Origin of the sequence: Caballeronia udeis (genome assembly GCF_001544555.2) — a bacterium.
Lineage (GTDB): Bacteria > Pseudomonadota > Gammaproteobacteria > Burkholderiales > Burkholderiaceae > Caballeronia > Caballeronia udeis.
Window position 1 is genome coordinate 64,418 of the sequence record NZ_FCOK02000031.1, and the last position, 13,544, is coordinate 77,961.

Sequence of the window (13,544 nt, forward strand, 5' to 3'; positions counted from 1 at the left end):
AAACGGGCCAGAGACAGGCCGCAAAACAGGAGGTCGGTATGGAGACGCTGACAGGAAATCGTACGGATCTGCAGAAGAACACGCTGGCAATCGTCCTTGCGGGCGGCCGGGGTACCCGACTCGGACCGCTCACGAATAAACGCGTCAAACCAGCAGTGCATTTTGGCGGCAAGTACCGCATCGTGGACTTCGCGTTGTCGAATTGCCTGAATTCAGGCATCCGGCGCATCGCGGTCGTCACGCAATACAAGGCGCATTCGCTCTTGCGCCACCTGCAGCGCGGCTGGGGGTTCCTGCGCGGCGAGTTCAACGAGTTCATCGATATCTGGCCGGCCCAGCAGCGGGTTGATTCAAGCTGGTACAGGGGCACCGCGGACGCGGTCTTCCAGAATCTCGACATCATCCGGTCGATCGGGCCCGAGTACATCATCGTGCTGGCGGGAGACCACATCTACAAGCAGGACTACACGCGCATGATTCTCGACCACGTCGAGAGCGGCGCGGATTGCACGGTCGGCTGTATTGAAGTGCCACGCATGGAAGCGACCGCGTTCGGCGTGATGCACGTCGACGCGCAGCGCCGCATTACGGACTTCCTGGAAAAGCCGGAAGACCCTCCCTGCATGCCGGGCAAACCCGACGTCGCGCTCGCGAGCATGGGCATTTATGTGTTCAGCGCGAAGTACCTGTACAAGCTGCTTGAAGAAAACATCCTGACGTCGGATACGGATCACGACTTCGGCAAGGACATCCTGCCGCGCGTGGTGACGAGCGGCAAGGCGATCGCGCACCCGTTCGGCATGTCGTGCGTGACCTCCGAAACGGATCCGAACGCGCCGCCTTACTGGCGCGACGTGGGGACCGTGGACGCGTACTGGTCGGCGAACCTGGATCTCGCATCGACCATTCCCGCGCTCGACCTGTACGACCGCAAATGGCCGATCTGGACCAATCAGGAGCAGTTGCCGCCGGGCAAGTTCGTGCGCGACCTGCACGGGCAGCAGGGCGCGATCAACAATCTGCTGGTGTGCGGCGGCTGCGTGATTTCGGGCTCGCAAGTCGCGCGGTCGGTGTTTTCATCGGCGGTGCGGGTGCATTCGTTCTGTCACATCAACGAGGCCGTGCTGTTGCCGCAGGTCACGGTGGGCCCAAGTTGCCGCCTGAAGCGCGTGGTGATCGACCGGGGTTGCACGCTGCCCGAGGGACTGGTCATAGGAGAAGATCCCGATTACGATGCCGAGCGGTTTTTCCGCACTGAAAATGGTGTGGTACTCGTGACACAGGATGCGTTGACACGTCTCGGACAAGCCAAGCAGTCATAATTCGGGCGACCGGAAACAAGCCAATGGGGAACCGATGACCGTATGCGTGCTGCATGTTGCAGCGGAGATGTATCCGCTTTTGAAAACCGGCGGCCTCGCCGATGTCGTGGGCGCATTGCCGCCGGCCCAGACGCAACTGGGCACGAATGCCCGCGTGATCCTGCCGGCGTTTCCTTCGGTGGTCGCGGGCCTGACGCAGATCGAGCCGGTGGCCGACCTTGGCAGGGCGTTTGGCATAGATCATGTGCGGCTCGAACGGGGCCTGCTGGAGCCGCACGGAATCGTGGTCTACGTGGTGCGCGCAGATGCGTTCTACGACCGGCCGGGCAATCCGTATCTCGATGGGTCACACACCCAGTATGCCGACAGCGACCGGCGTTTTGCGCTGCTCGGCTGGGCGGCGGCGCGGCTTGCGGGCGGCGCCGATCCGGCCTGGAAACCCGATGTCCTGCACGCGCACGACTGGCATGCCGGCCTCGCGCCGGCGTATCTGCGGGCGCGCGAGCGTGAGACGGGCGTGGCGCGCGTGCCGTCGGTCATGACGGTCCATAACCTCGCGTACCAGGGCGTGTTTCCCGCCGGGGAATTCAGCGTGCTTCAGCTGCCGGCGGATTTTTTCTCTGTCAACGGCGTCGAGTTCTACGGTCATCTGTCCTTCCTGAAGGCCGGGCTGTTCTACGCGGACCGCATCACGACCGTGAGCCCGACGTATGCGCGCGAGATCCAGACGCATGCGCAGGGCGCAGGGCTCGATGGTTTGCTGCGCACCCGCACGCACGACATCAGCGGCATTCTCAATGGCGTTGATCAGACGGTGTGGAATCCGGCGACCGATACCGCCATCGACACCCGATACTCGATCGAAAAGTTCACCGGCAAGGCGAAGTGCAAAGCCGCGTTGCAGGAACGGGTCGGCCTCGCGCGCGAGCCGGATGCGTTGCTGTTCGGCGTGGTGAGCCGGTTGACCGAGCAGAAAGGCATTGACCTGTTGCTGTCGGTCATTCCGGATATCGTCCAGCGCGGCGGGCAGCTCGTCGTGCTGGGCACCGGGGACCCGGCGCTTGAAAACGGCCTGAAGAAAGCGGCGCTGGCGCATCCGCAAGCGGTTGCCGTGGAGCTTGGATTCGACGAAACGCTCTCTCATTCAATTATTGCGGGCAGCGACATCGTGATGGTCCCGTCGCGCTTCGAGCCGTGCGGCCTGACGCAGTTGTACGCGTTGGCGTATGGGTCGCTGCCGCTGGTTCATTTCGTGGGTGGTCTGGCTGACACGGTGGCGGATGCGTCGCTGGAAAACCTCGCCGATGATCTGGCGACCGGGTTTGTATTCGAGAAATTCGATAGGCAGTCGATTGTGGCCGCCATTCGTCGCGCGTTTGCATTAAAGCAGCGGCGGCTGGAATGGAAGGCTGTGGTGCGCCGCGCGATGGAGCAGAATTTCGGCTGGGAAGCGTCCGCGTTGCGATACATCGATGTGTATCGCGAGTTGATCGGGACGCGTGCGCGCTAGCCGGTGTTAGTCGCGATCAATCACGATCAATCGTTCAGGTCCCGGGAGATTGCGTGGATCGCGATCTGCACGCGGCTGGACAGGTTGAGCTTGCGAAGCACGTTGCGCACGTGGATTTTCACCGTGCTTTCGGCCAGATCGAGTTCACGCGCAATGTCCTTGTTGCTCGCGCCGCGCGACAGGATCCGCACAATATCGTGTTCCCGAGACGTCAACGCAGGCGCGTCGCGTGGTCCGGATGGCGCCGCTGCCGGTGTTGCTTCTGCCATTGCTTCTGCCCGCACCGGCGTTCTCATCTGCGTGATCAGCCGCTGCGTCATGCTCTCCGCAATCACTGATTCGCCCTCGGCGGCGCGGCGGATCATGGTGGCGAGTGCGTCGGCTTCCATGTTTTTCAACAGATAGCCGCACGCGCCTTCACGCAATGCGCAGGTCAGTTCATCCACGTCTTCCGACACGGTCAGCATGATCACCGCGGTGTCCGGCAAATCCTGCTGCAACAACTGCAAGGTTTCGATACCCGATAACCCCGGCATGTTCAGGTCGAGCAGGACCACGTCCGGGCGATGCTGCTTGGCGCGCTTGAACCCTTCAAGGCCGTCGGCGGCGTCGTCCACGACTTCGAAGTCGGGTTGCCGTTGCAATAACGCGCGCACGCCGGAGCGGAACAGCGTGTGGTCGTCGATCAGGAGAATGCGGATAGTCATGCTGCCTGCCGTTCGCTGCCGGGCAGCAGAAGGTGAACGCGCGCGCCGTTACCCGGTTCGCTGTCCAGCCGCAATTGCGCGCCGAGCCTGGCCGCGCGTTCACGCATGATGTGAAAACCTATATGGGCGTCGCCGCGGCTCGCGATATCGACGGGATCATAACCGTCGCCGTCATCTTCTATGGTCAGGTTGAAATCGAGGGCGTTCCTGATCGCGATATGGACCTGCGTAGCGGACGCATGCTTGCGAACGTTCGACAACGCTTCCTGAAGAATGAACAGCACCTGCAGTTGTTGATCGGGCGGCAGGGGCAGCCCGCCCGCTTCGTCGTAGTCGAGCCTGACCAGCGCCTCCGTTTGCCGTTCGAAGCGCGTTACCGTCTCGTCCACGGCGTCGCGAAGATTGCCTGTAGCGAACTTCGTGCGGAAATTGACGAGCAGTTCACGCACGTCCTCATAACTTTCCTCAAGACCTCCGCGTAACAACGGCGCGATTTCGCGCACTTCGTTCATGTCGTCGCGGCTCGCCGCGTCATCGAGTAAATGCAGTTGCAGCTTCAGGAAATTCAGGCTCTGCGCGATGCTGTCATGCAGTCCCTGCGCGACCAGATGACGCTCCTGCGCGACCGCAAGCTGACGGGCGGCCGTGGCAAGACGATGATTCTGCAAGGCCGTGCCCAGATGCTTGCCGAGGGTGTCGAGCAAGCGCGTTTCCGATGGCAGCACCGCGTGGCTGTTGCGAAAGTGCAGAGAGAACGAACCCAGCGTTATGTCATGCGAGACGATGCCGAAGGCCGCGACGGCGTTGAAACCCGCTTTGCCGCAACGGGTCGCAGGACCCGTGTCGAGCGCTTGCGGTGTGCGCAAGTCGCGCACGACCGCGAGGCCGCTGGTGGCGGCCTCGCCGCATACGCAGGTGCTTGCCGGCATGCAGCGCTCCGCGCTCAGCAGCGGTTCGGGCAAACCTTCGGACACGACTACATGCAGGTTGTCCCCGTCTTGGGCGAGGACGCGGACGGTGCCTGCGTCGGCGTTGAACTGACGCATGACGCGTGCAAGAAAACCGCGGCACAGCACTTCGACGTCAAACGCGCCATGCAGGAATGCGGTCATTTCGTAGAGTGCGACCAGCTCGCCGTTGCGTGTGGCAAGTTGTGCGGTTTTGTTGGTCACGCGCAGCGCCAGGTCCCCGTACAAGCTCTGAAGTTCGCTCGCCATCCGGTTGAAGCCGTGTGCGAGATGACCGAACTCGTCGCGCGACTCGACCGGCAAACGCGCGCTGAATTCGCGCTGTTCGATACGGGACAGGCCACGCTCCAAACGTCGTACAGGCATCACGAACCACGCGTACAGCAGGTACACGATCGCGATCGTGCCTACGCACGCCAGCGCCGCAAGGGCCATTTGCCAGCGTCGCAGCCAAGCTGTCTTGCGCGCGTTTTCGCGTTCGATCATGCGGACCAGCGCATCGGCTTCCGCAACGAATGCGGGCAGCCGGGCGAGATAAAGCGAGGGGGTATCGGTTGAGCTTGACGAGTCGTGCGTGATCGCCTGTTTCAACGAGCCGTGCCAGGCTTGCGATACGGCATCCAGTTGAGCGTGGATCGCCGGCGTGGTAGGAAGGAATAATGGGCGAGCGGGGTCACCGCTTTTCAGATGGTCCAGTGTGAGATCGAGCAGGGTGCTTTGCGAACTCACGTCGGCTTTGCGGCCGGCCCGTGCTTCGTTGAGCTGGATGGCGACGTTGCCGGCCCGCATACGCAGGCTGCCGGCGTCGTTGATCGCCGCGCCCGCGCCTTCGAGCTGCCACGAGAGCCAGAGCGTGCCCGCGATCATGGAAAGGACCAATGCCAGCGCAACGCCGGACAACGTCACAATGCGCGTGGATAGCCGATAACGGAACGGTGTAGTGAGCGCGGCCGCGCGCAGGGCACCAGACGAGGCCGGATGAAGCGGGAGATCGGACATGGAACTGCGTGCTTGCGCGGCCGGAATGCAAAGGGCGTTAATTATCCGGCGTGCCGGCGTCCAATAGCGAGAGCCCGACTGTTTTACATATGAACTCACCAATACCGCCAACGTCCGCCAGTGGCAGAAGCGGGATTGCGGGTGCGTCATGAAGACGCGGGGCGTCGTTGGTGGCGATCGCGAGGATTGCCGTATCGATCAGATACAGAGGGTCGCGGCCGGCCTCGGGACGCACGACTTCGAGACGCGGCAGGGCCTCGCGCGTGAAGCCTTCCACCAGCGTCAGGTCTGCCGGCGCAAGCCGCGCAACCAGATCCGCTAACGGCGGCTCGGGCGCGTCATGCAGTTCCCGCACGATGGCGTACCGGTAGGGCGAGGCGATCAGCACCTCGCCCGCGCCGGCCGTGCGGAAGCGTGCGCTGTCCTTGTCCGGCGGCTCGAGCTCGATTGAGTGATGACTGTGTTTCACCACGTTCACGACCAGTCCGCGCGCGCGGAACCAGGGCAGCAGCGCTTCGATCAACGTTGTCTTGCCCTGTCCCGAACGCCCGCAAATGCCGAAGATGCGCAGCTTCGCCGCTGCTTCTGTCATGTCGCTACCCCGTTTTTCCATCCTTGAATATTAGCGCGTGACACGGCTTCCATCACATAACGCCGCTCGGCGAGATCGCGCAGTGCCTGCGACATGGCGACGCGAATACGCAGTTCGACCTGATCGAACGGCAGCACCATGCCCGGCGACTTCTCGTGAACCCGGATGATATGGAAGCCGAACTCCGTTTCCACCAGCACAGGGCAAAGGGTACCCGCGGGCGCGGCAAACACCGCGCTTTCGAATGCCACCGCCGTGTCACCGCGTCCGACCTCGCCAAGCGCGCCGCCATCCACGCCCGAGGGGCAATTCGACAACGTACGCGCAAAGTGGACGAAGCGCAGTTCGAGGTCGTCGCTGTGCAACAGTTCATCGAGTGTTTGTTGAGCCCGTTGGCGCAGCGCCACCAGGTCCACTTTCTCCGTCACCTGGAACAGGATATGACTCACCCTCGCGCGCTCGTTTACCCGCCAGCGCTCCAGGTCCGCCAGATAGTGGCGCTCGCACTCTTCATGCGTGGGCACCGCAGCTTTAGCGAGCTGGTGATCGAGCAACGCTTCGATCATGGCCTCGTCGCCCTGAGTCGCAGCGACGATCTGCAGCCGAGCCGCTTCGTCGAGCAATACGCGGCGCAGTACAGCCGCGGTCAGGGCTGCCGGCTTTGAATCGGGGGTGTCTGCATAAGCCGGCATTTCGCGCTCCAGGTCCGTATCGGCGAGTTCCACGCCGTTGACGATTATTGCCATGATGTTCTCCTCCGAACGGGTCAGCGCGGCCGCACGAGCTGCCATGCGCGGCTCAGGTACGTGACGGAAGCGAAGCCGCTCCAGACGTGCACGAGCCGGGTGAAAGGGAAGATCACGAACAGCGACATGCCCATGAACAGATGCATCCGGAATACGAATGGTGCGGCCGCCACGTACTGCGCTGCGTCGCCGCGGAAGGTGACGACGTGCTGTGCCCAGGTCATGAGCTGGACCATCATATGGCCTTCCATGTGATTGGCTGATTCCCGGATCGTCGACAAACCGAGCAGCAGTGTAACGAGAATCCACAGCAGCAGCACCTTGTCGCCGGTGCGGGTCACGGCGGAAATTCGCGCGTTGCTGATTCGCCGGTGAATCAGGATGACGAGACCGGCGAGACACAGGGAGCCCATCACGCCGCCTGCGATCATCGCAACGGCTTGTTTTGTGCCATGCCCGATTCCGAGCCAGTCCCAGACAGCCACCGGCGTGAGCAGGCCGGCAAGATGCCCGAAGAAGAGCCCGAGAATACCGACGTGGAACAGGATGCTGCCGAGCCGCAGATTGCCGCGATGAAGCAACTGCGAGCTATCGGCTTTCCATGTGTACTGTTCGCGCTCGAAGCGCGCGAGGCTGCCGAACAGAAACACGGCCGCCGCGATGTACGGATAAATGCCGAACAAAAATTGATTGAGCATGAACGTGGTCCCTGGAACTCAGTTGGCCGTAGCAGGCGGTCGCGGATGGAAGTGCATCGGCTGGGCGAGCGGCGTGGGCATGGATGGCGCGAGCAACGGTTCGACCCCGTCGGCGCCAGGGCCGAAACGCTCGAGCGCCTCGTCCATGTCGCGGATCGGCGGCACCTCGGCGGCTTGCGGCACGACATCCGTCATTGACCGCAGCACGGTGAATACGCCCGCGTAGGGACTCGTGTCGCGTGCAAGACGGTCGCCCAGCGCCGCCAGAACATGGATGGCCTCATCAAGCAGCAAACGCGCTTCTGCGGGATCAATGTTCCCCAGCACCTCGAGAAACAGCGGCACATGGTCGGGTAGTTCATTGGTCGCCATCTCCAGACCCAGCCGGCGATATTCATCCAGCAGATCGACCATTGCCTGCCCACGATCGCGGCTTTCGCCGTGAACGTGTTCGAACAGATGCAGCGAGTGCGCAGGATTGCGGTCGAAGGTTGCCACGTAGTTCTCCTGCAACTCGATCAACGGATGCTCCTTAAGCAGGGCGAGCAACGGTTGCAACGCGACTTGTCCGGCCTCAGGGAGGGTCTTGAGTTCTCGCCCGATCTCGTTCATTGCTTCGATCAGTTCGGGTTCCGGATAGTCGAGCAAGGTCGAGAGCAACGTGTAAATGGATGTTTCGCTCACGATGCAGCCTCCGTTCTCTTGCGTGACTTCGGCATGTCCGCGAACACCACGCTACCTTGCGGTTTCTTGCCGAACAACGATCCATCAGATACACCGCCCGAGCAGCCGTTACCGAACGTAAAGCCGCAACTGCTCTTATCGTTGAAGCTGTCTTCGACCTGTTCCTTATGCGATGAGGGCACCACGAACCGATCCTCGTAGTTGGCGATTGCCATCGTCTGGTACATGTCCTCCACTTGCGCGGGCGTGAGGTTCAGGCCCTCCAGCAATGCAGGTTCCGCGCGGCCGTGTACGACCTCGGCGCGTTTGAACGCGCGCATGGCGAGCATGCGTTCCAGTGCGGACGTGACCGGCGCTTCATCGCCGGCGGTCAGCAGGTTCGCCAGGTACTTCACTGGAATACGCAGGCTCTTCACATCCGGAATGATGCCGTCCATGCCGATATGGCCCGCGTCCGCTGCGGACTGGATAGGAGAAAGCGGGGGGATGTACCACACCATCGGCAAAGTCCGATACTCGGGATGCAGCGGAAACGCCACTTTCCATTCCACCGCCATCTTGTATACGGGAGACTTGACCGCGGCATCGAGCCAGCTTTGCGATATACCCTGCGCGAGTGCTTCGGCCTGCACAGCGGGATCATGCGGATCGAGGAACACGTCCAGTTGCGACCGATACAGGTCCTGTTCACGTTCGACCGACGCAGCGTCACCAATCTTGTCCGCGTCGTACAGCAGCACGCCAAGATAGCGAATACGCCCGACGCACGTCTCCGCACACACGGTTGGCTGACCCGCTTCAAGACGCGGATAGCAGAAGATGCACTTCTCAGCCTTGCCGCTCTTCCAGTTGAAATAGATCTTCTTGTACGGGCAACCCGAGATGCACATGCGCCAGCCGTGGCACTTGTCCTGGTCGACGAGCACAATGCCGTCGTCCTCGCGTTTGTACACCGAACCCGACGGGCACGACGCCACGCACGCGGGGTTCAGACAGTGCTCGCACAGGCGCGGCAGATACATCATGAAGGTGTTCTCGAAGCTTGCGTACATGTCCTTCTGCACGTTCTCGAACAACACGTCGCGACTGCGCGAAGCAAACTCTCCGCCCAGGTCATCCTCCCAGTTCGGACCCCATTCGATCTTCTCCATCTTCTTGCCCGTGATCACGGAAACGGGCCTTGCAGTCGGCGGCGTCTCGGACAGGCGCGCCTTTTGCAAATGCTCGTAATCGAACGTGAAAGGCTCGTAGTAGTCGTCTATAGCCGGAAGGTTCGGATTGGCGAACAGGTTCGCGAGGACCTTCAGCTTCCCGCCCTGACGCGGATGAAGCTTGCCGCCGGCATCGCGGGTCCACCCGCCGCGCCACTTCGCCTGGTTCTGCCATTCCTTCGGATATCCAATACCCGGTTTGGTCTCCACGTTGTTGAACCACGCGTACTCCACGCCATCGCGCGAGGTCCACACGTTCTTGCAGGTCACGGAGCAGGTATGGCAACCGATGCATTTGTCCAGGTTCAACACCATTGCAACTTGTGCACGGATCTTCATGATGCGGCTCCTTCGCCTTCATTGAGCGGGCCTTCGAGCCACGCTATCTTCTTCATCTTGCGCACGATCACATATTCGTCGCGATTCGAGCCCACGGTGCCGTAGTAGTTGAATCCATAGGCCTGTTGCGCATAACCGCCAATCATGTGGGTGGGTTTGAGCACAGTGCGTGTGACCGAGTTATGAATGCCGCCGCGCATGCCGCTTGTTTCCGCGCCCGGCACGTTGACGATTTTTTCCTGCGCGTGATACATCAGGCACATGCCGCGCGGCACGCGCTGGCTGACCACCACGCGGGCGGTCAGCGTGCCGTTGATGTTGAACACTTCCACCCAGTCGTTATCGATGAGACCGGCTTCCTTGGCTTCCGCTTCGGATACCCACACATGCGGCCCGCCACGTGAAAGCGTCAGCATGCGCAGGTTGTCCGAATACGTGGAATGGATGCCCCATTTCGGGTGCGGTGTGATCCAGTTGAGCACCAGTTCATGCTCGCCGTTCGGTTTCGCGCCGAGCATTGCGGTAACGGTCTTCGTATCAATAGCCGGGCGATACACGCACGAGCCCTCACCGAAGTCCAGCATCCAGCGATGGTCCTGATAGAACTGCTGGCGGCCCGTCAGCGTGCGCCATGGGATCAGTTCATGCACGTTCGTATAACCGGCGTTGTAGCTGACTTCCTCGGACTCGAGCCCGGACCACGTTGGCGCGGAGATGATCTTGCGCGGCTGCGCCTGGACATCGCGGAAACGGATCTTGTCGTGCTCGCGGCCCGCGGCGAGGTGCGCGTGCTCGCGTCCCGTGATCTTCGACAACGCTTGCCATGCCTTCACCGCCACGTGACCGTTGGTTTCGGGCGCGAACGTGAGGATCATTTCGGCTGCGTCAATCGCGGTGTCCAGACGTGGCCGTCCCTGGCTCACGCCTGCTTCCGTTACCGTGCGCGTGATGTGCGCGAGTTCGTCCACTTCGTGCGCGCTGTTCCAGTTGATGCCCTTGCCGCCGTTGCCTTGCGTGTCGAGCAGGGGACCCACCGACGTGAACTTGCGATACACGTCCTTGTAGTTGCGTTCAACCACCGTCATGGACGGTGCTGTCTTGCCGGGGATGAGGTCGCACTCGCCTGCGCGCCAGTCTTTCGGTTCGAACGGCTGGCCAAGTTCGCCGGGGGTGTCATGCATGAGCGGCGTGCAGACCAGGTCCGTGCGCGTGCCCAAGTGCTCGCCGCCAATCTCGGCGAATTTTTCGGCGATGCCCTTATAGATTTCCCAGTCGCTCTTGCTTTCCCACAACGGTTGCACGGCTTCGGACAACGGATGAATGAACGGATGCATGTCCGATGTATTCAGGTCGTCCTTCTCGTACCACGTGGCGGTGGGCAGCACGATATCGCCGTAGAGGCACGTTGTACTCATGCGGAAGTCGAGCACGGTGAGCAGGTCGAGCTTGCCTTCGGCCGCATTTCGTACGGTGACTTGAGCCGGCATGAGCGCGTCGCTTTCGTCGGAGAAGAGGGCGTTCTGCGTGCCCAGCAGATACTTCAGGAAGTATTCATGACCCTTGCCTGAACTGCCCAGAATGTTCGAACGCCAGACGAACATGTTGCGCGGGAAGTTGACGGGGTTGTCGGGGTCATCGCAGGAGAACTGCAACGTACCCGACTTCAGGCGACCTACAACGTAGTCGATCGGTTTCATACCGGCACGTGCCGCTTCGTCCGTCAGGTCGAGCGGATTCGCGCCCAGTTGCGGCGCGCTCGGCAACCAGCCCATGCGTTCGGACTTGGCGTTCATGTCGAGCATGGCCAGGTTCGCGTACTTCGCTTTGTTCGCGGTAGGCGCGAGGACTTCGTCGAGGGCGAGCTTCTCGTGACGCCACTGGCTCGCATGGTTATAGAAGAACGACGTGCCGTTCATCTGGCGCGGCGGCTTCGACCAGTCGAGCGCGAACGCAAGCGGCGCCCAGCCGAATTGCGGCCGCAGCTTTTCCTGGCCGACGTAATGAGCCCAGCCGCCGCCGCTTTTACCCACGCAACCGCACATCATCAGCAGGTTGATGATGCCGCGATAGATCATGTCGTTGTGGTACCAGTGGTTGAGCGCCGCGCCCACGATCACCATGCTTTTGCCATGCGTCTGATGAGCGTTGGTAGCAAACTCTCGCGCTACCTGGATCACGAGATTGCGCGGAACCGTGGTGTGCTTTTCCTGCCAAGCGGGCGTGTAGGGAACATCGTCGTCGTAGCTTTGCGCGACGTTCGGTCCGCCCAGTCCCTGATCCACACCGTAATTCGCCAGTTGCAAATCGAACACGGTTGCAACGAGGGCGCTTGTGCCGTCCGCGAGCGTCACGCGACGCGCGGGAACGTGACGTTCAAGCAACGCGTTGTGTTCGCTGCCGAAGTAGGGGAAACCGACGGCGACGACTTCATCGTGCGCACCTGCATCGATCAACGAGACACACGGGTCGATCGCTCGTCCGCTGCCGCCATCCTTGAGTTCGAGATTCCAGCGGCCGACCTTCTGGCCGTCGTTGTGCGCGGCTTCGTTCCAGCGAAACCCGATAGTGCCGTTAGGCGCGACGATCTCGCCGCTTTCGGCGTCGATCACCAGCGTCTTCCATTGCGCGTTGTTGGCTTCGTCGAGGTTGTTGGCGAGATGCGAGGCGCGCAGGAAGTGATCGGGAACGAGCAAACCGTCGTTCTCGCGCAGCAGCACGAGCATGGGCATGTCGGTGTATTGCTTGATGTAGTCGCGAAAGTACGCGGACCTGGCATGCGCGTTGGCGGCGTGAAACTCCGTCAACACGACGTGGCCCATCGCCATGGCGAGCGCGGCGTCGGTGCCTTGCCTGGGCGCGAGCCAGATGTCGCCGAACTTCACCATCTCGCCGAAATCCGACGAGACCGCGACGGTCTTCGTGCCCTTGTAGCGCACCTCGGTATAGAAATGGGCATCGGGTGTGCGGGTCTGCGGAATGTTCGACCCCCACACCATCAGATAGGTGGAGTTGTACCAGTCCGCGGATTCCGGCACATCGGTCTGCTCGCCCCAAACCTGCGGCGAAGCGGGCGGCAGGTCGCAGTACCAGTCGTAGAACGACAGGCACACGCCGCCGATCAGGCTCAGGTAACGCGAGCCTGCCGCATACGACACCATCGACATGGCGGGAATGGGCGAGAAACCAATCACGCGATCCGGACCAAACTTGCCGATGGTGAACGCATTGGCCGCAGCGATCATTTCGTTGGCAGTGTCCCAGTCCGCGCGTACAAAGCCGCCGAGGCCGCGTACGCTCTTATAGCGTTTTGATTTGACCGGGTCCTGGCTGATCGACGCCCACGCGGCGACCGGATCGAGCGACTTGCGGGCTTCGCGCCACATCTCCATCAGGCGGCCGCGGATCATTGGATACTTCACCCGCGTCGCCGAATACACGTACCAGCTATACGACGCCCCACGCGGACAGCCGCGCGGTTCGTGATTCGGCAGGTCGGCCCGGGTGCGCGGATAGTCGGTCTGCTGCGTCTCCCAGACAATCAGCCCGCTCTTCACATAGACCTTCCACGAACACGAACCCGTGCAGTTCACGCCATGGGTGGAGCGCACGACCTTATCGTGTTGCCAGCGGTTTCTGTAAACTTCTTCCCACTTGCGGTCTTCGTTGACAACCGCACCGTGCCTGTTCGAAAACGTCGACTGCGTGCGCTTGACGAACTTCAGGCGATCCAGAAAATGACTCATTGTTGTGTCCTGTGTCGAATAGGGT

Annotated in this window: 10 protein-coding genes; 2 read left to right on the top strand and 8 right to left on the bottom strand. The window is 61.6% G+C overall.

Annotated features, from left to right (window positions below; all coding sequences use genetic code 11):
• Positions 1 to 38 precede the first annotated feature (38 nt).
• Both glgC and glgA read left to right on the top strand, forming a co-directional pair.
• Positions 39 to 1,322 carry a glucose-1-phosphate adenylyltransferase gene (gene glgC, locus AWB69_RS21805; protein WP_062088611.1) on the top strand — a complete coding sequence of 428 codons (1,284 nt, stop codon included), beginning with the start codon at positions 39 to 41 and terminating at the stop codon, positions 1,320 to 1,322.
• Positions 1,323 to 1,356: 34 nt separating this feature from the next.
• On the top strand, positions 1,357 to 2,832 hold the full coding sequence (glgA, locus tag AWB69_RS21810) for a glycogen synthase GlgA (protein ID WP_062088614.1): 1,476 nt from the start codon (positions 1,357 to 1,359) through the stop codon (positions 2,830 to 2,832).
• A gap of 26 nt (positions 2,833 to 2,858) precedes the next feature.
• Here the strand turns inward: glgA and AWB69_RS21815 are convergent, their stop codons facing one another.
• From AWB69_RS21815 to AWB69_RS21850, 8 genes are read right to left on the bottom strand one after another with little or no spacing between them, the layout of a single operon-like run.
• Positions 2,859 to 3,539, bottom strand: a complete 681-nt coding sequence (locus tag AWB69_RS21815) for a response regulator (protein WP_062088615.1) — start codon at positions 3,537 to 3,539, stop codon at positions 2,859 to 2,861.
• Positions 3,536 to 5,506 carry a type IV pili methyl-accepting chemotaxis transducer N-terminal domain-containing protein gene (locus AWB69_RS21820; RefSeq protein WP_062088616.1) on the bottom strand — a complete coding sequence of 657 codons (1,971 nt, stop codon included), beginning with the start codon at positions 5,504 to 5,506 and terminating at the stop codon, positions 3,536 to 3,538. The genes AWB69_RS21815 and AWB69_RS21820 overlap by 4 nt, the downstream gene beginning before the upstream one ends.
• A gap of 37 nt (positions 5,507 to 5,543) precedes the next feature.
• Positions 5,544 to 6,098, bottom strand: a complete 555-nt coding sequence (gene mobB, locus AWB69_RS21825) for a molybdopterin-guanine dinucleotide biosynthesis protein B (protein ID WP_062088617.1) — start codon at positions 6,096 to 6,098, stop codon at positions 5,544 to 5,546.
• Positions 6,095 to 6,844, bottom strand: a complete 750-nt coding sequence (locus tag AWB69_RS21830; RefSeq protein WP_062088673.1) for a peptidylprolyl isomerase — start codon at positions 6,842 to 6,844, stop codon at positions 6,095 to 6,097. Before AWB69_RS21830 ends, mobB begins: the two co-directional genes overlap by 4 nt.
• Before the next feature lie 20 nt (positions 6,845 to 6,864).
• Positions 6,865 to 7,542: a respiratory nitrate reductase subunit gamma gene (gene narI, locus AWB69_RS21835; protein ID WP_062088618.1), complete on the bottom strand. Its 678-nt coding sequence runs from the start codon at positions 7,540 to 7,542 to the stop codon at positions 6,865 to 6,867.
• An 18-nt stretch (positions 7,543 to 7,560) separates the two neighbouring features.
• Complete coding sequence (narJ, locus tag AWB69_RS21840) at positions 7,561 to 8,229, bottom strand: nitrate reductase molybdenum cofactor assembly chaperone (RefSeq protein ID WP_197500292.1); 669 nt, start codon at positions 8,227 to 8,229, stop codon at positions 7,561 to 7,563.
• Positions 8,223 to 9,776 carry a nitrate reductase subunit beta gene (gene narH / locus AWB69_RS21845; RefSeq protein WP_062088620.1) on the bottom strand — a complete coding sequence of 518 codons (1,554 nt, stop codon included), beginning with the start codon at positions 9,774 to 9,776 and terminating at the stop codon, positions 8,223 to 8,225. Before narH ends, narJ begins: the two co-directional genes overlap by 7 nt.
• The gene (locus AWB69_RS21850; protein ID WP_062088622.1) at positions 9,773 to 13,519 is read right to left on the bottom strand and encodes a nitrate reductase subunit alpha; all 3,747 of its coding nucleotides are present in this window, start codon (positions 13,517 to 13,519) and stop codon (positions 9,773 to 9,775) included. Before AWB69_RS21850 ends, narH begins: the two co-directional genes overlap by 4 nt.
• Between the last annotated feature and the right edge of the window lie 25 nt (positions 13,520 to 13,544).